The following is an 18789-nucleotide window of genomic DNA, read 5'->3' as shown; positions in this document are numbered from 1 at the left end:
AAACATGCGCGCATCCAACTACCACATCAACACCCTCAAAGAAGCCCCGTCCGAAGCGGAAGTCGCCAGCCACCAGCTGATGACCCGCGCCGGCATGATCCGCAAGCTCGCGGGCGGCATCTACACCTACATGCCGCTGGGCCTGAAGGTCATCCGCAAGGTCGAGGCGATCATCCGCGAAGAAATGAACGCGGCGGGCGCCATCGAGCTGCTGATGCCCGTGGTGCAGCCGGCCGAACTCTGGCAGGAATCCGGCCGCTGGGAGCAGTACGGCGCCGAACTGCTGCGCATCAAGGATCGGCACCAGCGCGATTTCGTGCTGCAGCCGACGTCCGAGGAAGTCATCACGGACATCGCGCGCAATGAAATCCACAGCTACCGCCAGCTGCCGCTGAACTTCTATCACATTCAGACCAAGTTCCGTGACGAGCGCCGTCCGCGCTTCGGCCTGATGCGCGGCCGCGAGTTCACGATGAAGGACGCGTATTCCTTCGATCGTGACGAAGCCGGCGCCCAGAAGAGCTACGACACCATGTTCGCCGCCTACATGCGCATCTTCGGCCGTCTGGGCCTGGAGTTCCGCGCGGTGGCGGCCGATACGGGTTCCATCGGCGGCACGCGCAGCCATGAGTTCCAGGTGATCGCCGACACGGGCGAAGACCTGCTGGTCTACAACGCGGACTCGGACTACGCCGCCAACATCGAGCTGGCCGAGGCGCCCAGCCTGTACGCCACCCGTGCCGCTGCCGCCCAGACGATGCAAGACGTCGCGACGCCGGGCGCCGCCAAGTGCGAGGACGTGGCCAAGCTGCTGGACATTCCGCTGGAACGCACGATCAAGTCGATCGTCCTGGCCACCGACGGCGAAAAGGGCAAGGTCGACATCTGGCTGCTGCTGCTGCGCGGCGACCACGAACTGAATGAAATCAAGGCGGGCAAGCTGCCGGGCCTGTCGGGCTTCCGCTTTGCCACCGAAACCGAGATCGTCGAATACTTTGGCTGCAAGCCCGGCTACCTGGGCCCGGTCAAGACGGTCAAGCCGGTCCACGTCATCGCCGACCGCACCGTGGCCAACATGGCCGATTTCGTGTGCGGCGCCAACCGCGAAGATTTCCACACCCAGGGCGTGAACTGGGGCCGCGACCTGCCCGAGCCCGAACTCGTGGCCGACCTGCGCAACGTGGTCGCCGGCGACCCCTCGCCCGACGGCAAGGGCACGCTGTCGATCCAGCGCGGCATCGAAGTGGGCCACGTCTTCTACCTGGGCAAGAAGTACTCCGAAGCCCTGAAGGCCACCTTCCTGGACGAAACCGGCAAGCCTGCCGTCCTGGAAATGGGTTGCTACGGGATCGGCGTGACCCGCATCGTGGGCGCCGCCATCGAGCAGAACCACGACGCGCGCGGCATCATCTGGCCCCGAGCGCTCGCGCCGTTCGAGGTCGTGATCTGCCCGGTGGGCTGGGGCAAAAGTGAAACGGTGCGTGACACCGCGCAAAAGCTCTATGAATCCCTGCTGGCGCGCGGCGTTGATGTCGTGCTGGACGACCGCGATGCCCGCCCCGGCGTCATGTTTGCCGAGTGGGAACTGATCGGTGCGCCGCTGCGTGTAACAGTTGGAGAACGCGGCCTGAACGATGGTGTGGTGGAATTGCAGGCCCGCCGGGAAACCGAAGCGGCCAAGATTCCGGTAGAGTCCGCGCTTGAAGCCGTGCTGACCAAGCTCGACACGCTCTAACCTTGTAGCCACTACGGACTTTCCGCGTCCCGACCCGCATATCATCTGTTGAGTACCGTGACCGACCCGAAGTCCGCCGAATCCACCCTGCAAGTCCGCGTCTACTACGAAGACACGGATGCCGGCGGGGTGGTTTTCTACGCCAACTACTTGAAATTCCTGGAGCGGGCCCGCACCGAATGGCTGCGGGACCTTGGCGTCAACCAGTCCGGACTGGCCGCCAGCGAGCAACGGCTGTTCGTTGTTCGCGCCCTGGACATGTCCTACCGCAAACCGGCCAGACTGGACGATTTGCTTACCATACGCAGCCGAGTCACCAAACTGGGCCGCGCTTCGATACACTTCGCGCAGCGCGCGGAGCGCAACGGGGAACTGCTTGCCGAAGGCAACATCCAAGTCTGTTGCGTCGATGCCGTTCACATGCGGCCGGCGGAGTTGCCGGCTGACATTCGCGCAAAACTGGAATTCATTCAGGAATAACCATGCAAGTCACCAACGACATGTCGTTGCTTTCGCTGATTTCGCACGCCAGCGTGCCGGTCCAGCTCATCATGCTGATGCTGTTGGGCATCTCGATCATGTCCTGGACCTACATCTTCGCCAAGCGCATGGCCATCAAGCGGGCCCATGACCAGACGCGCCGCTTTGAAGACGACTTCTGGTCGGGCGGCGACCTGTCGATGCTGCAGCAGGCCGTGGCCTCGCGCCGCGACGAGCAAGGCGCCCTCGCCCGCATCTTCGATGCCGGCATGACCGAATTCCTGAAGGCCCGCCGCGGCAACGCCAGCGGCGACGCCACGGCCGTGCTGGACGGCCCGCGCCGCGCCATGCGCGCCGCCTACCAGCGTGAAATGGACTCGCTGGAATCCCACCTCAACTTCCTGGCGTCCGCCGGTTCGGTGTCCCCGTACATCGGCCTGTTGGGCACGGTCTGGGGCATCATGCACGCCTTCATCGGCCTGTCGAACATGCAGCAGGCCACGCTGGCCTCGGTGGCCCCCGGCATTGCCGAGGCGCTGATCGCCACCGCGATCGGCCTGTTCGCCGCCATCCCGGCCGTGGTTGCCTACAACCGCTTCACGAATGACATCGACCGCATCTCGATCCGCTTCGACAGCTTCGTCGATGAATTCCTGAACATTCTGCAACGGCAGGTGCGCTAATGCCCTCGGTAAGCTCGCGCGGCAGGTCCGGCCGCCGCATGAAGGCCGACATCAACGTGGTGCCGTACATCGACGTGATGCTGGTGCTGCTGGTCATCTTCATGGTGACCGCGCCCCTGATCACGCCCGGACTGATCCAGTTGCCGTCGGTGGGCGCCGCCTCCGACGTGCCGGTCAAGCCCCTGGAAGTCCAGATTTCGGAAGACGGCAAGATCGCGCTGCGCATGCGTGAAGCCGGCGCCACCATGCAGGACATCGCGCGCCCCGAACTGGTCGCGCAGGTGCGTTCGCGCATTACCGCGGAAACGCCGGTGGTGATCGCCGCCGACGGCAAGGTGCCCTACGAGACGGTCGTGAAGGTCATGGACGAGCTGCGCACCAACGGCATCACCCGCCTGGGCCTGCTGGTGGACCAGTCCGGCGCCGCCTCCCAGCCCGTCCCCGCCAAGAAACGCTAACGCGCCGCCCTCCGCCGGCCTGGCCGGCATGCACCGCACATGACGCCACCCATAATTCGACACCGCAGCGGCCCGCCGGCCACCCCGCCCAACAACGACAACCGGAATTCGCTGATTCTGGCTGTGGCGGTGCACCTGCTGCTGCTGGTTGCCCTGATCTTTGGCGTGAACTGGCATACCGAGAACCCTGGCCCCGTCCAGGTGCAGCTCTGGGCAGACGGCAATTCGCCCGTCTCGCCGCCGCCCACGCCCCAGCCCGAACCGCCCAAGCCGCAACCGAAGCCCCAGCCCGAGCCGGAGCCGGAAAAGACGCCTGAGCCGCCTCCTCCGCCGCCCCCGCCGCCGCCTCCCGAGCCCGAACCGCAGGTTCAGGCCAAGACCGAGGAAGTCGATCCCGAGATCGCCATCCAGGAAGCCAAGAAAAAGCGCGAGCAGGAAGAGAAAGCGCGCGAAGCCGCCGAGGCCGCCAAGGAAAAGGCGCGTCTCGAGGAAGAGCGCAAGCAGGCCGAACTGAAGGAAAAGAAGCGCCTGGAACAGGAACGCCAGGCCGCCGAAAAGGCGGCTGCCGAAAAGGCCGCGGCTGAAAAGGCTGCCGCCCAGAAGGCGGCTGCGGAGAAAGCTGCCGCCGAGAAGGCCGCCGCTGAAAAGGCCGCAGCCGAGAAGGCCGCTGCTGAAAAGGCGACTGCCGAGAAGAAGGCCAAGGAAGAAGCCGCCAAGAAGGCGGCTGCTGAAAAGGCTGCCGCGGAAAAGGCCGCTGCCGAAAAGGCTGCGGCTGAGAAAGCGGCGGCCGAAAAGGCGGCTGCCGAGAAGGCTGCCGCCGCCAAAAAGGCCGCCGCCGACAAGGCGCTGAAGGACGCGTTCCGCAACGACGCCCTGGGCGCCGCCGGCATTCCGGGCGGCACCGCCGACCGCAATCAGGCGGGCGGCGGACGCGACAGCGGCTACGGCGCCAAGGTCCGCGCCTGCGTGCAACCCGGGGTGGCGTATCCGCCCCCGCCCCGCAGCGGCTCGGGAAATCCGACCGCCCAATACCGGGTACAGTTAGGTTCTGACGGGAAGGTGAATGGCGTTACGTTGACCAGTTCTTCTGGCAACTCCGGCTTCGACCGCGCGGTCGAGACAGGCATCCGCCGTTGCAACCCGTTCCCGAAGCCCTCGACGGGCCGCTACGAACCCATTATTGACGTTGTCTACAGAATGTATGACTGACAGGAGATTGACGAACATGACTCCCGCTTATAGTCGACGAGTACCCACTCTCGCGCTCTGGAGAGCGTATGGAATCGGACTGCTGATGGTGGCGCTTGCCTGCCTGATGGCCATGAAGCCCGCCCACGCACAATTGCGTGTCGATATCTCCGGCACCGGCGCCACGCAATACCCCGTGGCTATCGCCGACTTCGCCGTTGACGATACCCACGGCCGCGCGCTGGCCGAAGTCATCCGCGCCGACCTTACCCGCACCGGCCAGTTCCGCCTGATCAACGCGGCCGGCTCCGGCCTGAACGTCGATTCCCCGATCGCCCACGACGACTGGCGCGGCAAGGGCGCCGATTTCATCGCCTACGGCAGCATTACCCGCGGCGCCGATGGCCGCTACGACGTGCGCTATCGCCTGGCCGACACGGTCAAGAAGTCGCAGCTGGACGGCGTGGCCTTCTCGGGCACCGAACAGGAACTGCGCCGCGTGGCCCACCAGATCGCCGACCGCATCTACGAAAAGATCACCGGCGTTCGCGGCGTGTTCTCGACCCGTATCGCTTACGTGCTGAAGAAGGGTTCCACGTACGAACTGCAGGTGGCTGACGCCGACGGCCAGAATCCGCAGGTTGCCCTGCGCTCGCGCGAGCCGATCATTTCGCCGTCCTGGTCGCCCGATGGCGCCAAGCTCGCCTACGTGAGCTTCGAGTCCGGCAAACCCGTCGTCTACGTGCACACGCTGGCCACCAGCGCCCGCGCACCGGTCGCCAACTTCAAGGGCAACAACAGCGCCCCCGGTTGGTCGCCTGATGGCAGCAAGCTGGCTGTCGCCCTGACGCGTGACGGTTTGTCGCAAATTTACGTCGTTAATGCGGCCGATGGCTCGAATCCGAGCCGAGTTACGCGTTCTCCCGGGATTGACACCGAGCCGAGCTTTACGCCCGACGGCGCTTCCATTATCTTTACGAGTGACCGCAGCGGCGGGCCGCAAATCTATCAGACCGGCTCGACAGGCGGCGAAGCACGCCGTCTCACGTTTAATGGTGGTTACAACATCTCACCCCGAATTTCCCCCGATGGATCGACGCTGCTGTACGTTGCAAGACGAGACGGCGCGTTTCGAATCGCATCTCTGAACTTGTCCACTGGTGCCGAAGCCTTGCTGACTGATGGTCGTGACGATCAGTCGCCCAGCTTTGCGCCCAACGGAATGCAAGTGCTCTACGCCGCCATCCAGAATGGCCGTAGCGTGCTGGCAGGTGTGTCAAGCGATGGACGCGTGCGACAAACGCTTTCGGTACTGAACGGGGAAATACGTGAACCGACTTGGGGCCCATTCATTACCCGATAACACGTGTGACTCTCTTTGCAAAGGAACTATCATGAAGTCGCGCATTGCCAAAAGCCTAACCATCGCCGCTCTGGCTGCCGCCCTGGCAGCTTGCAGCTCCGTCCCTCTCGACGATAAAGCGGGTCAGGGTGGAGGCGCTGGCCAAGGATCTTCGGCCTCTGGCCAAATCCTTGATCCTTTCAACCCCCAAAGCATCCTGGCGCAACAGCGCTCGGTGTACTTTGATTTCGACAGCTACACCGTGTCGGACCAATACCGTGGCCTGGTCGAAACCCATGCCAAGTATCTGGCTTCGCACCAACAGCAAAAGATCAAGATCGAAGGCAACACCGACGAACGCGGCGGTGCTGAGTACAACCTGGCCCTCGGCCAGCGTCGTGCCGACGCCGTGCGTCGCATGATGACCCTGCTGGGCGTCAGCGACAACCAGATCGAAACCATCAGCTTCGGCAAGGAAAAGCCGCGCTCGACGGGTACGACTGAAGCCGACTTTGCTGAAAACCGCCGCGCCGATATCAACTATCTGCGCTAAGATTTTCGCTTAGTCTGGAGCCCTACCTCGCGTCGGGACGGCCAGCCGGCCGTCCCGACGTTTGTTTTTATACCCGGGAATATTCATGCGCGATTACGTTCTGTCCCTGCGTCCCCTGATTGTGGCCACTGGCCTGGCGCTTGCCGCCCTCACGGCCCCCGCTCACGCTTTTTCCGACGATGAAGCCCGCAAGGCCATCCTGGATTTGCGCCAGCAGGTGCAGCAGCAGAACGAGCAAAGCCAACGCGCCAAGCTGCAACTGGCCGACCAGATCCAGTCGTTGCAGCAGGAAATCGCCCAACTGCGCGACCAGCTTGAACTGGTATCGCGCCAGCAACCGAGCGCCAAGCCGGGCACCGCCCCGGGCAGCGCCAATCCGCCGGGAGCCTCCGCCGGCGATCCCCAGGAACAGACCGCCTATGACGGCGCGATGGACCTGTTCCGCAAGGGCCAATACAAGGAAGCGGCCGAATCGCTGGCCGCCTTCACCGCGCTTTATCCCAACAGCCAGCTCGCGCCCAGCGCCCAGTTCTACCAGGGCAGCAGCCGCTATGCGCTGAAGGACTTCAAGGGCACCATCGAGCAACTGAACGCCATGGTCCAGAAGTCGCCGGATAACGCCCGTGCGCCCGACGCGCTGCTGATCATCGCCGGCAGCCAGATCGAACTGAACAACCGCGCCGGCGCCAAGACCACCTTGCAGCGCATTGTTCGCGACTACCCGACCACGCCGGCCGCCACCACGGCCAAGAGCCGGCTGCAACTGCTGCAGTAATGCGGCACGCCGCAAGCGCGGCAGGCGCTTACCGCCACATTCTTCGCCGCCGGGCGGGGCTGATTGCCCTGCTGCTGGCGGCGATTCTGTTTGCACTGCTGATCGACTTCACCGTGGGCCCGTCCGGCCTGCCCTGGCGCGCGCTCTGGCAGACGCTGGCCGCGCCCGGCGACGCCGATCCGACCTATCGCGTGATCGTCTGGGACATCCGCCTGCCGTCCGCGCTGATGGCCGCGCTGGTGGGCATGGCGCTCGGCTTGGCCGGCGCCGAGATGCAGACCATTCTGAACAACCCGCTCGCCAGCCCGTTCACCCTGGGCGTGTCGTCGGCGGCCGCCTTTGGGGCGTCGCTGGCGATCGTGCTTCAGTTCGGATTGCCCGGCATTCCGGCCGGCTGGCTGATCGCCGCCAACGCTTTCCTGTTTGCCCTGCTGGCCGCGCTGCTGCTCGATGCCGTGGCCCGTTGGGGCGGCATGAACACCTCTGGCGTCGTGCTGTTCGGCATCGCCATGGTGTTCACCTTCAATGCGCTGGTGTCGCTGGTGCAGTTCACGGCCAGCGCCGAAGCCTTGCAGAACCTGGTGTTCTGGACGATGGGCAGCCTCGCGCGTTCAAGCTGGACGACCGTGGGCGTGCTGGCGCTGGCGTTTGCGGTGGCGCTGCCGCTGGCCATGCGGCAATCGTGGAAGCTGACCGCGTTGCGGCTGGGCGAGGATCGCGCCGCGAGCTTCGGTGTGGACGTGCGCCGCGTGCGCGTGTCGGCGTTGGCGCGCGTGAGCCTGCTGTCCGCGCTGGCCGTGGCATTCGTGGGAACCATCGGTTTCATCGGGCTGGTCGCGCCGCACATTGCGCGGCGGCTGTTCGGCGAAGACCACCGCTTTTATCTGCCGGGCAGCGCGCTGGTGGGCGCCGTGATCCTGTCGATGGCGTCCATTGCGTCCAAGAATCTGATGCCCGGCGTGGTGGTGCCCGTGGGGATCGTGACCGCGTTGGTCGGCATCCCCTTCTTCGTGTCCGTCGTGCTGCGCCGCCAATTGCCATGACAACACCGGCACACACGACCCAATCTTCCGGACTGACGGTGCAAGCGCTGACGGTGGGCTACGGGCGCGAAGACGTCCTGCACGACCTGTCGATCCCCCCGCTGGCGGCGGGCAAGGTGACGGCGCTGCTGGGACCCAACGGCAGCGGCAAGTCGACGTTGCTCAAGGCCCTGGCGGGTCTGGTGCGGCCCCGGACGGGCAACGCGGCGCTGGACGGGCTGGACCTGACCCGGCTGGACCATGGCGAGCGCGCGCGCCACGTGGTGTATCTGCCGCAGAGCCTGCCCGCGGCGGTTCACCTGCGCGTGTTCGAATCGGTACTGGTCGCGGCGCGCGCCAGCGACGCCGCGGCGGGGCCCGTTGATCTGCAGGCCATCGACCAACTGCTGGCGCGGCTGGGTATTGCACATCTGGCGTTGCACTATCTGGACGCCCTTTCCGGCGGACAAAAGCAACTGGTGGGCCTGGCGCAGGCGTTGATCCGCCATCCGCGCGTGCTGCTGCTGGACGAGCCGCTATCGGCCCTCGATTTGAACTATCAGTTCCACGTCATGCGGCTGCTGCGGCAAGAAACGCGAGAGCATGGCCTGATCAGCCTGATCGTCTTGCACGACTTGAACGTGGCCCTGCAGCACGCGGATCAGGCAGTGATGATTCACGAGGGGCGTCTGCACGCCGCGGGAGCGCCGGCGGACGTCATCACGCCGGATTCGCTGGCCGCCGTTTATGGCGTGGAGGCGCGGGTGGAATCGTGCTCGCAGGGGCGGCGGCAGGTGCTGATCGACGGGCTTCAGGCGCACCCCGGCTGACCGGGGCGGGCCGCAGCGCAGTGCCGCAGCGCAGTGCCGCAGCGCAGGCCGGGGTCTCCGGCCCCGTGCTCGAATCCGAATCCCAGACCCAAAGATCAAACCGGGGCCTTCAGGCTCGCAGCGCCACGTCCGCAACCGGCGCGCCGGTCATGTCCGCCAGCTGAGCGGGCGTCAGGTTGAACACGGTGTGCGGGTGGCCGGCGGCGGCCCACAGGCTTTCGTAATTGAAGAGATCCGCATCCAGCAGCATCACGGGTTTGACCGCGTGGCCGATGGGGCAGACGCCGCCGATGGCGTAGCCGGTCATGTCGCGCACAAAACGCGCATCGGCCTTGGCCAGCGGGCCGACCTGCGCCGCGACCTTGGCTTCGTCCACGCGATTGGCGCCGCTGGCGATGACGAGCACCGGTGCGTCGTCGGTGGCGCGGCGAAAGATGATGGACTTGGCGATCTGGGCGACTTCGCACCCCAGGCCCGCAGCCGCTTCCGCCGAGGTCTTGCCCGACTGGGGCAGCACCACCACGGGTTTGTCGTGCCCCATGTCCACCAGCAGGCGCGCAACGCGCTGGGCGGATTCCGGCAAGGCGGCGATGGATTCTGGCGACATCGTTGAAAACTCCGTTCAAGAAAACAGGCGCGCGGGCGGACTCCCGCCGGCGCGCCGCAGACGAGTGTATCAGCGTCCGGCACGCCCGCTGCGACGCGATGCCGGGCTAGAATGCGTGCCTGGCTTCACCTCCCGATCCACATGCGTTCCGAACCCGTTCTGCCCCTGCAAACCGCGTCCATCGGCGGTTACGCCATGTCCTACACCGAGTACGGCAGCGGCACGCCGCTGGTGCTGGTGCATGGCTCGCTGTCCGACGCCCGCTACTGGAAGTCGCAAATGGCGCCGCTGGGGCGTTCTTTCCGGGTGCTGGCCGTGTGCCTGCGCCGGTATTGGCCGGAGACCTGGGACGGCGAAGGCGGTGGCTTTTCGGTCGAGCAGCATGCCAGCGACGTGCTGGAATTCATCGACACGGTGGCCGGCGGCCCGGCCCATCTGGTAGGCCATTCGCGCGGCGGGCGCGTCGCGCTGGAAGCCGCCCTGCGCCAGCCCGACTCGCTGCGCAGTCTTACTCTTGCGGACCCCGGCCTGTCGCTGCCGGGCTGCAAGGATGAACGCGGCGGCTTTCGCCAGCGCGCCCTGACGCTCATCCGGCAGGGCGACGTCGAAGAAGGGCTGGCCCTGTTCGTGGACACCGTGACCGGACCCGACACGTGGCAGCGCATGGTGCCGTGGTTCAAGGAGATGGTGCGCGACAACGTGGGCACGCTTTTCGCGCAAGTGGACGAGCAGCCCGACGCCTTGACGCCCGCGCAGATCGGCAGCCTGACCATGCCGGTGCTGCTGATCGGCGGCGCGCTCAGTCCGGCGCCCTATCCGGCCGTGCTGGATGCGCTGGCGCAGTGGCTGCCGCAAGCCCAGCGCCTGGATATCGTGGGCTCATCGCACGGCATGAACCTGGGCAATCCGCGCGCCTTCAATGGCGCCATTCAGGAATTCCTCGGCGGATAACGGACGCACCCTTCAGGGTTCGACCGACGGCGTGTGCTTCAGGCGGCGCAGCACAAAGGTGGAGCGGCTGTGCCGCACACCGCGCAGCTTGTACAGGCGCTTGCGCAGGAATTCCTCGTAGCCCTCCGTGCCCGCCACGGCGACCTTGATGAGGTAGTCGTATTCGCCCGTCACCAGGAACGCCTCGACCACTTCGGGCAGGCGGCTGATCTCTTCGCCAAAGCGCGCCAGCGTGTCGTCGTCGTGGTGCTCCAGCGTGACTTCGATCATTACCGTGTCCGGCAGCCCGAGCGCCTTCTGGTTCAGCAAGGCCGCATAGCCTTCGATTACGCCCGCCTCTTCCAAAGCCTTGACCCGGTTCCAGCACGGCGTCGGCGACAGGCCGACCATGTCGGCCAGCTTCAGATTGGTCAGCCGACCGTACGCGCGCAGCGCGCGGAGGATCTTGCGGTCGGTTTCATCGAGTTTGGGCAATGTGGGCATCGTGGGCGATATGTGAAGACAAAATCCCTGCAAGAGCGGATTCTACAGAAAGAAGATTCTTCAGATTGCCGCAAACAGGCGGGAATCAGGAAACCTATTTTGCGCGTGGGCACGTAGACTTTCCCCAAGGCGCGCACCTATCCCGCACGCCCCGATTCGGCGCTTCCGCTGCGGCACAACCCGGCGGGTGCGCCGGCAGTTCCCACGCAGCAAGCCCGCGCGCCGATCCGCGCGGCCGGAAATCATGCCCAACACAGCAGCACCCGCAAAACCCGGTCTCGGCCTGTCCGGCGCCGTCATGCTCTTCAGCGCTCCGGCGCTATTCGCTTCAAACATGGTCGCAGCCCGCTGGGCCCACGACGCCAACCTTCCCCCCGTTTTCCTCGCGTTCGGCCGCTGGCTGATTGCCCTTCTGATCCTCTTGCCGTTCGCCCTCCCCGCGCTGCGCACGCATCGCCGGGCGCTGTGGCGCGGCTTGCCGGCGCTGTTGCCCTTGGCAGTGCTGGGCATGGGCGTGGCGGTGGCGCCGCAGTACATCGGCGCGCAGACCACCAGCGCCACCAATATCGCGCTGATCTTTTCGTGCAGCCCGCTGCTGGTGACGCTGCTGGAAGCCGTGATCTGGCGCAAGCCGCTGTCCGCGCCGCGCGCGGCCGGCCTTGCGCTGGCGCTGGGCGGTGTGCTGGTGGTGCTGACACGCGGTGACGCCAATGTGCTGGCCCGGTTGGCGTTCGGACAAGGCGACTTGTGGGTGCTGCTGGCGGCCACCGGGTGGGCGTTCTACACGGTGCTGCAAAAGCGTCTGACCCTGCCGGCGGTGCCCGACAGCGCGCGGCTGGCGACCATGATGCTGGGTGGCGCGCTGGCGCTGGCGCCGTTCGCGGGCATTGAAGCGGCCGCCGGCATGGCGCCTGCCTGGACGGACCCGCGCCTGGCGGCGGTGCTGCTGTTTCTGGCGGTGGTGCCTAGCCTGGGCGCCTATTACGTGTACGGCCGGCTAATCAGCGTGGCCGGCCCCGCGACCGCGGGCCTGTCGATGTTTCTGGTGCCGGTCTACGCCGCGCTGCTGGCCTGGCCGCTGCTGGGCGAGGCGCCGCAGCTCTTTCATGCATACGGCTTTGCGATGATCCTGCTGGGCGTGAAGCTGGCCGCGTCGCGGCTGCGCCCGGCGACGGCCGCAGCCGCCGCCTGAAACGCTGTTGCCTGAAACGCTGCGGCCGGAAAACCAGCCGCATGGAAATCAGCGGCCCGCGCCCTGCGCCGCCATGATTTCCTGCGCCACCTGACGCGGCGCTTCGGCGTAGTGCTTGAACTCCATCGTGTACGTCGCGCGGCCCTGCGTCAGCGACCGCAGCGACGTCGAATAGCCGAACATCTCGGCCAGCGGCACTTCGGCGCGTACGACCTTGCCGCCGCCGCCCGCGATGTCTTCCATGCCCTGCACCATGCCCCGGCGCGACGACAGGTCACCCATGACATTGCCGGTGAAGTCCTCGGGCGTCTCGACCTCGACCTGCATCATGGGTTCCAGCAGCACCGGATCGGCGCGCCGCATGCCTTCCTTGAATGCCATCGAACCGGCCATCTTGAACGCGTTTTCGTTCGAGTCGACGTCGTGGTACGAGCCGAAGAACAGCGTCGCCTTCACGTCCACAACCGGGTACCCCGCCAGCACGCCGGCGTTGAGCGCTTCGCGGATGCCCTTGTCCACTGCCGGAATGAACTCGCGCGGCACGACGCCGCCCTTGATGGCGTCGACGAACTCGTAGCCCTTGCCCGCTTCCTGCGGTTCAAGCTTGAGCACCACGTGGCCATATTGCCCGCGGCCGCCCGATTGCTTGACGAATTTGCCCTCGACCTCGTTGCAGGCCTTGCGGATGGTCTCGCGGTACGCCACCTGCGGCTTGCCCACCGTGGCTTCCACGTTGAATTCACGCTTCATGCGGTCGACCAGGATCTCCAGGTGCAGCTCGCCCATGCCGGAGATGATGGTCTGCCCGGACTCTTCGTCGGTGCGCACACGGAACGAGGGGTCTTCCTGCGCCAGACGGCCCAGCGCGATGCCCATCTTTTCCTGGTCGGCCTTGGTCTTGGGTTCCACGGCCTGCGAGATGACGGGCTCGGGAAAGACCATGCGTTCAAGGATGATGATGTGCGACGGATCGGTCAGCGTGTCGCCGGTGGTGACGTCCTTGATGCCCACGGCCGCGGCGATGTCGCCCGCGTAGACTTCGGTGATTTCGCGGCGCTCGTTGGCATGCATCTGCAGGATGCGGCCCAGGCGTTCCTTCTTTTCCTTGATCGGGTTGTAGACCGAGTCGCCGGATTTCACCACGCCGGAATACACGCGGAAGAACACGAGCTGCCCCACGAACGGATCGGTCATGATCTTGAAGGCAAGCGCGGAGAACGGCTCGTTGTCGGTCGGGTGGCGCTCGATTTCGTTGTCGCGCTGGTCGTGGCCCTTGATGGCGGGCACGTCCACCGGCGACGGCATGTAGTCGATGACTGCATCCAGCATCGCCTGCACGCCCTTGTTCTTGAACGCGCTGCCGCACAGCATCGGCACGATCTCATTGGCGATCGTGCGGGCGCGCAGGCCTTCCTTGATTTCCGCTTCGGTCAAGGCTTCGCCGGACAGGTATTTTTCAAGCAGGGTTTCATTGGCCTCGGCGGCCTTTTCCACCATCTTGTCGTGCCACTTCTGCGCCTCGTCCTGCATGGCTGCGGGAATGTCCACGTACTGAAATTTCACGCCCTGGCTGGCGTCGTCCCAGATGATGCCTTTCATCTTGACGAGGTCGATCACGCCTTCGAAGTGGTCTTCGGCGCCGATCGGCAACTGGATGGGCACGGCGTCGCCCTTCAGGCGCTCGGCGATCTGGCGCTGCACGCGCAGGAAGTCCGCGCCCACGCGGTCCATCTTGTTGACGAAGGCCAGGCGCGGCACCCGGTATTTGTTGGCCTGGCGCCAGACGGTCTCGGACTGCGGCTGTACGCCGCCCACGGCGTCATAGACCATGACGGCGCCGTCGAGCACGCGCATGGAACGTTCGACTTCGATGGTGAAGTCGACGTGGCCCGGCGTGTCGATGATGTTGATGCGGTGTTCGGGGTAGTTGCCCGCCATGCCTTTCCAGAAGGCGGTGGTGGCGGCCGACGTGATGGTGATGCCGCGTTCCTGCTCTTGTTCCATCCAGTCCATCACCGCGGCGCCGTCATGGACTTCGCCGATCTTGTGGGTGATGCCGGTGTAGAAGAGGATGCGCTCGGTGGTCGTCGTTTTGCCTGCATCAATATGGGCGCTGATGCCGATATTGCGATAAAGCTCGATGCGCGTCTTGCGGGTCATGGCCTCTTCCTACGGTTGGATGAAGATGCGTAAATATTACGCGCCGTGCGGCAAGATACAAGCCTGAAACGGGCTTCTGAAGGGTCTTTGCGAAGGCAATGAGTTTGGCCCCGCCATACCAACGTATAAGCGCATGCGCGGCGCATAAAAAAGCCCCTCCGACGGAGGGGCCGTGGCGCATACGGCGGCGCGCAGCGCGCACCACTTTGGCGCGCAATTACTTCTTGTCTTCCTTGACGCGATACACCAGCACGGCGGTGGTGGCCAGCGACAGCACCTTGGCGGTGACGCTGCCCAGCAGCAGGCGCGACAGGCCGCTGCGGCCGTGGCTGCCGATGAAGATCAGGTCGCAGCCGGCGTCGGTGGCGGCCTGAACGATGCCGTCGGCGACGTTGAAGTTGGACACCGCGCGCGCATCGGCTTTGACGCCGGCAGTGTCGGCGCGGTCGATGATCTGCTTGAGGTACTTGTCGGCTTGCTCGGCGGAGGCCTTTTCGTAGTCTTCGTCGGTGATGGCATAGGCTGCGGCCATGCCGTCAAAACCGATGGTGGCCGCGAACGGCTGCGTCACGTAGAGGGCGACGACTTCGGCGCCAACCGAGCGCGCGAAGCAGATACCTGCGTTGGCGGCTTGCGCCGAGAGCGGAGAACCGTCGGTGGGAATCAGGATCTTCTTGAACATCTTGCCTGCTCCTGTTTTAAAGGAATCTTTATGCTACCGGAAAGCCGCCGGGTCCACATCCGTCGAACCGGCGGCCTTGACGAGGGTCAAGGCCGGGTTTATCCCAACTGCTGGGCAGCCGCGAACAGGTTCGTGCAGCGGGTGCCGGTGCGGCAGTATGCCAGGACCGGGCCCGGCAGGGTGCGCAGCAGTTCCGCAAAGCGCGTGACGTCGGCGGCCGTCATGGCGCTGCCCACGACGGGCTGGTATTCGATCTGCAGACCGGCTTCCTGCGCGGCGCGCGACACGTCGGCGGCGGTGGGCTGGTCAGGACCGCCCTCGAAATCGGGGCGGTTGATGATGACGCTCTTGTAGCCGGCGGCGGCCACGTCGGCCATGTCGTCGGGACCCAGTTGCGGGGCGACGGCAAAGTTCTGGGTGAGAGGCTTGATGGGTGCGGACATGACGGTTCCTTCGGTGACTGGCGATGTGGCTCGGAATTATTGATTGTAGGACCCGTTCTGCGCGAAAAGTTTTTCCAGTTCGGCCCAGATTCCCCGGTGGTCGGCAACGGATACCGAAAAGCGCAGCATGGTGGACGGCGCCTGCGTCGGCGAAAACAACGTGCCGGGCGCCAGCAGCAGGCCGCGGTCAGCGGCTTCGCGCGCCAGCACCTCGGAATCGCGCCCGCAATCGGCCCAGACGAACATGCCCCCGTGCGGCTCGTGCGGGATGGTCAGGCCCAGTTTCAGCAGCCCTTTCATGCACCGCTGGCGCGCGTCATCGACCCGGTGCCGCACGCGCTCGATATGCCGCCGGTACTGCCCTTCCATGAGGACGCGGTGCACGACGCGCTCGCCGAGTTCGGGCGAGGTCAGCCCCGCCAGCATTTTCAGGTCGGCCAGCTTCTGCAGCAGTTCGGAATTGGCGGCCAAATAGCCGACACGCAGGCTGGCCGCCAGCATCTTGGAATAGCCGCCCACGTAGATGACGCGGTTAAGCCGGTCCAGCGCGGCGAGCTTGATGGCGCCCCCCGGATGCAGCTCGCCGTAGGTGTCGTCTTCGACCACCATGAAATCGTGGCGCTCGGCGATGCGCAGAATGCCGTAGGCCGCTCCCGCGGACAGGGTGTGGCCGGTGGGATTGTGGACCGAGCCATTGATGATGAAGAGCTTGGGCTTGTGCTGCGCGGCCAGTTGCTCGAGCAGGTCGAGATCGGGGCCGTCCGGGCCGCGCGGCACGCCGATCAGGCGGGCGCCAAAGGCCGCCAGCCGGCCGAAGATCACGAACCAGGCCGGGTCCTCGACCAGGACGGTATCGCCCGGCTTGACCAGATGGCGCGCGATGAGGTCCAGCCCGTGGGTGACGCCGTTGGTCGTGAGCAGGTTTAGCTCGGGATGGGCGGGCACGCCCTCGTTCTGCAGGACTGCGGCAATCTGCTGGCGCAGCGGCGCGAAGCCCTGGGGGCTGCCGTAGCTGACGAGGTTGGCGCGCACCGAGCGGCCCACGGCGCGCACGGCCCCCGCCACCATGTCGGGATCCAGCCAGTCTGCGGGCAGCAGGCCCGCGCCGCCCGGCATGCCCGGCGCGGTCGATTCCCGGAACATGCTGCGCAGCAGCCACGCGATGTCGACTCGCGCGGGCGGCGCGAGCGTGCTGGGCGCGGCCGCGGCCACTGCCGTCAGCGGGCCGCTGCGCGCCTTGACGAAAAACCCCGCGCCCCGGCGCGACTGCACCAGCCCGCGCGCCACGAGGCGGTCGTAGGCTTCGACCACGGTGAAACGGCTGACGCCCGACTGTTCGGCCATTTTGCGGATGGACGGCAGGCGCGTGCCGGGCCGCAGGCCTTGCTCGTCAATGCGGCGGGCCAGGCCGTCGGCCAATTGCGCCACCAGCGTGGCATCGGCCTGGCGCACGGGCTGCCAAGGCGGGGAAGATGAGGGGGAGTGAGCAACTGTCATGGAGATTTGACCAGGCCAGTGATTAAAGTGACTGCGAAGGTGTACCGGTACTGTACTGACGGCTGTGCGTAGAGTGACAGCAATGCCGCAAACCTGCAACCGCAGGCGCTGCGGCCATGTCACTTTTTACGGTGCCGTCATGTCCCGTCCCGCGCTTTATCCCACGCCTTCGGCCGCCTCCGCCGCCTCGACTTCCCTCTGGGAGGGATACGGCTATGGTTTCCTGGGCGTGCTGGTGTTTTCGCTGACCCTGCCAATGACCCGCGTCGCGGTGGCCGAGTTGTCGCCCTTGCTGGTCGGATTGGGCCGTGCGCTCATCGCCGCCCTGCCTGCCATCGCCCTGCTGTGGCTCACGCGAAGCCGCCGGCCCAACCGGCAGGAATGGCCGGGCGTGATTCTGGCGGCGCTGGGCATCGTCGTGGGTTGGCCGCTGGCCTCGTCGATGGCGATGCAGACGGTGCCCTCGTCGCAGGGCGCTGTCTTCAACGGCCTGCTGCCGCTATCCACCGCCGCGTTTGCCGCCCTGCGCAGCGGCGAGCGTCCGTCAGCCGCCTTCTGGGGCTGGGCCGTCGCCGGCGCCGCGCTGGTCACCGCCTATGCGCTGCGCCAGGGCGAAGGCACGCTGACGGCCGGCTACCTGTGGCTGCTGGTGGCGGTGGTGCTGGGCGGAATGGGGTACGCGGAGGGTGCGCGGGCCTCGCGCACGCTGGGCGGTTGGCGCACAATATGTTGGGCGCTGACCATCAGCGCACCGGTGGTTGCCCTGCCCGTCGGCTGGATGGCGGCGCAGCAGCCCCACTGGCCCAGTTCCGATGTGGTTGCCGCCTTCGCCTACCTGGCTTTCGGCTCAATGTTCCTGGGATTTTTCGCCTGGTATCGCGGCTTGGCCGCCGGCGGAATTGCCCGGGTCGGACAAGTGCAATTGCTGCAACCCTTCCTTACCGTCGTGGCCGCTGCTTTGCTGTTTGGCGAAACCGTGGAGGCGACGACGTTCGTGTTTGCCGCCGCCGTGATCGCCGTTATTGCCGGCGGACGCCGCGCCATCGTAAGGACCCCGACATGAACCTGTTTCCCGCCAATTGGGCCGACGTCCCGCTGGCCTCGCTTTCCCTCCTGGGTCCGCTGGCGCTGTTTGCTCTGGTCAGCTCGATCACGCCCGGCCCCAACAACGTGATGCTGGCGTCGTCGGGCTTGAACTTCGGATTCCGGCGCAGCGTGCCGCACCTGCTGGGCGTGAATCTGGGCTTCACGCTGATGATTTTTCTGGTCGGTGTGGGCCTGGGCTCGGTGTTTCAGCAGACGCCTGTCCTCTACACCATCCTGAAGTATGCCGGCGCGGCCTATCTGCTTTACCTCGCGTGGAAGATCGCCACCTCGGGTCCGCTGGACGAGGGCGAGGCGCGCGGCAAACCGTTCACGTTCCTGCAGGCCGCCGCCTTCCAGTGGGTCAATCCCAAGGCCTGGGTGATGGCGGTGGGCGTGGTGGCTACCTATACGCCGCAAAACGGATTCTTTGCCAATCTGGTGATCGCGACGCTGGTCTGCGGCATCGTCAACCTGCCCAGCATCGGCATCTGGGTGACGTTCGGTACAGCCCTGCGCCGCGTCCTGCACCGGCCCGCCGCGATCCGCGCCTTCAATGTGGGCATGGCTCTTCTGCTCGTCGCCTCGCTGTATCCGGTCGCGCTGGAACTGCTGCACTGAACAG

General features: G+C 65.8%; 20 protein-coding genes. 14 read left to right on the top strand and 6 right to left on the bottom strand.

Translation table 11 applies throughout. The annotated features are described in order from the left end of the window. Positions 1–4: 4 nt before the first annotated feature. The 10 genes from AB3147_RS03440 to AB3147_RS03395 all read left to right on the top strand — a co-directional run bounded on the left by AB3147_RS03440 (position 5) and on the right by AB3147_RS03395 (position 9066). Positions 5–1735, top strand: coding sequence for a proline--tRNA ligase (locus AB3147_RS03440; protein WP_175125352.1), 1731 nt, complete (start codon positions 5–7; stop codon positions 1733–1735). Between the two features lie 57 nt (positions 1736–1792). After that, positions 1793–2215 carry a tol-pal system-associated acyl-CoA thioesterase gene (gene ybgC / locus AB3147_RS03435; RefSeq protein WP_056564208.1) on the top strand — a complete coding sequence of 141 codons (423 nt, stop codon included), beginning with the start codon at positions 1793–1795 and terminating at the stop codon, positions 2213–2215. A gap of 2 nt (positions 2216–2217) precedes the next feature. Then, positions 2218–2898 carry a protein TolQ gene (tolQ, locus tag AB3147_RS03430; protein ID WP_056564211.1) on the top strand — a complete coding sequence of 227 codons (681 nt, stop codon included), beginning with the start codon at positions 2218–2220 and terminating at the stop codon, positions 2896–2898. Beyond that, positions 2898–3356 carry a protein TolR gene (tolR, locus tag AB3147_RS03425; protein ID WP_105237338.1) on the top strand — a complete coding sequence of 153 codons (459 nt, stop codon included), beginning with the start codon at positions 2898–2900 and terminating at the stop codon, positions 3354–3356. Before tolQ ends, tolR begins: the two co-directional genes overlap by 1 nt. Before the next feature lie 39 nt (positions 3357–3395). Beyond that, a complete protein-coding gene (tolA, locus tag AB3147_RS03420) occupies positions 3396–4565 on the top strand; it encodes a cell envelope integrity protein TolA (RefSeq protein WP_279976059.1) in 1170 nt (389 codons plus the stop codon). A 16-nt stretch (positions 4566–4581) separates the two neighbouring features. Beyond that, positions 4582–5907, top strand: a complete 1326-nt coding sequence (gene tolB, locus AB3147_RS03415) for a Tol-Pal system beta propeller repeat protein TolB (protein ID WP_175186389.1) — start codon at positions 4582–4584, stop codon at positions 5905–5907. Positions 5908–5938: 31 nt separating this feature from the next. Beyond that, positions 5939–6439 carry a peptidoglycan-associated lipoprotein Pal gene (gene pal / locus AB3147_RS03410; protein WP_056564223.1) on the top strand — a complete coding sequence of 167 codons (501 nt, stop codon included), beginning with the start codon at positions 5939–5941 and terminating at the stop codon, positions 6437–6439. A gap of 85 nt (positions 6440–6524) precedes the next feature. Beyond that, complete coding sequence (gene ybgF, locus AB3147_RS03405) at positions 6525–7214, top strand: tol-pal system protein YbgF (protein ID WP_056564227.1); 690 nt, start codon at positions 6525–6527, stop codon at positions 7212–7214. Beyond that, positions 7214–8257: a FecCD family ABC transporter permease gene (locus AB3147_RS03400; protein WP_175139064.1), complete on the top strand. Its 1044-nt coding sequence runs from the start codon at positions 7214–7216 to the stop codon at positions 8255–8257. Before ybgF ends, AB3147_RS03400 begins: the two co-directional genes overlap by 1 nt. After that, a complete protein-coding gene (locus AB3147_RS03395) occupies positions 8254–9066 on the top strand; it encodes an ABC transporter ATP-binding protein (RefSeq protein WP_175139065.1) in 813 nt (270 codons plus the stop codon). Before AB3147_RS03400 ends, AB3147_RS03395 begins: the two co-directional genes overlap by 4 nt. Before the next feature lie 109 nt (positions 9067–9175). Here the strand turns inward: AB3147_RS03395 and AB3147_RS03390 are convergent, their stop codons facing one another. Next, positions 9176–9673, bottom strand: a complete 498-nt coding sequence (locus AB3147_RS03390; RefSeq protein WP_175125361.1) for a YbaK/EbsC family protein — start codon at positions 9671–9673, stop codon at positions 9176–9178. Positions 9674–9814: 141 nt separating this feature from the next. Between AB3147_RS03390 and AB3147_RS03385 the strand changes: the two genes are divergently transcribed. Beyond that, entirely contained in the window at positions 9815–10624 is an 810-nt protein-coding gene (locus tag AB3147_RS03385; protein WP_175125363.1) for an alpha/beta fold hydrolase, read from the top strand. A gap of 12 nt (positions 10625–10636) precedes the next feature. Here AB3147_RS03385 and AB3147_RS03380 read toward each other — a convergent pair whose 3' ends face one another. Then, entirely contained in the window at positions 10637–11107 is a 471-nt protein-coding gene (locus tag AB3147_RS03380) for an Lrp/AsnC family transcriptional regulator (protein ID WP_367351424.1), read from the bottom strand. A gap of 244 nt (positions 11108–11351) precedes the next feature. Between AB3147_RS03380 and AB3147_RS03375 the strand changes: the two genes are divergently transcribed. Continuing rightward, a complete protein-coding gene (locus tag AB3147_RS03375; protein WP_367351423.1) occupies positions 11352–12299 on the top strand; it encodes a DMT family transporter in 948 nt (315 codons plus the stop codon). A 48-nt stretch (positions 12300–12347) separates the two neighbouring features. On the opposite strand, the gene fusA is transcribed toward AB3147_RS03375, so the two are convergent. From fusA to AB3147_RS03355, 4 genes are all read right to left on the bottom strand, one after another. After that, a complete protein-coding gene (fusA, locus tag AB3147_RS03370; protein WP_175139067.1) occupies positions 12348–14459 on the bottom strand; it encodes an elongation factor G in 2112 nt (703 codons plus the stop codon). A 217-nt stretch (positions 14460–14676) separates the two neighbouring features. Continuing rightward, positions 14677–15141, bottom strand: coding sequence for a universal stress protein (locus AB3147_RS03365; RefSeq protein ID WP_175125369.1), 465 nt, complete (start codon positions 15139–15141; stop codon positions 14677–14679). A 98-nt stretch (positions 15142–15239) separates the two neighbouring features. Beyond that, positions 15240–15584: a TIGR01244 family sulfur transferase gene (locus AB3147_RS03360; protein WP_367351422.1), complete on the bottom strand. Its 345-nt coding sequence runs from the start codon at positions 15582–15584 to the stop codon at positions 15240–15242. A 36-nt stretch (positions 15585–15620) separates the two neighbouring features. After that, positions 15621–17081 (bottom strand): aminotransferase-like domain-containing protein, encoded by a 1461-nt coding sequence (locus AB3147_RS03355; protein WP_255595037.1) that lies wholly within the window; start codon positions 17079–17081, stop codon positions 15621–15623. 139 nt (positions 17082–17220) lie between these two features. On the opposite strand from AB3147_RS03355, the gene AB3147_RS03350 reads away from it, so the two are divergent. Continuing rightward, entirely contained in the window at positions 17221–18144 is a 924-nt protein-coding gene (locus AB3147_RS03350; RefSeq protein ID WP_218342132.1) for a DMT family transporter, read from the top strand. After that, positions 18141–18785: a LysE family translocator gene (locus AB3147_RS03345; protein WP_175139069.1), complete on the top strand. Its 645-nt coding sequence runs from the start codon at positions 18141–18143 to the stop codon at positions 18783–18785. Before AB3147_RS03350 ends, AB3147_RS03345 begins: the two co-directional genes overlap by 4 nt. Positions 18786–18789: the final 4 nt, after the last annotated feature.

Source organism: Achromobacter animicus, from assembly GCF_040775605.1.
In the GTDB taxonomy this organism is placed as follows: Bacteria; Pseudomonadota; Gammaproteobacteria; order Burkholderiales; family Burkholderiaceae_B; genus Achromobacter; species Achromobacter animicus.
This window is presented reverse-complemented; position numbering and strand designations above follow the sequence as displayed.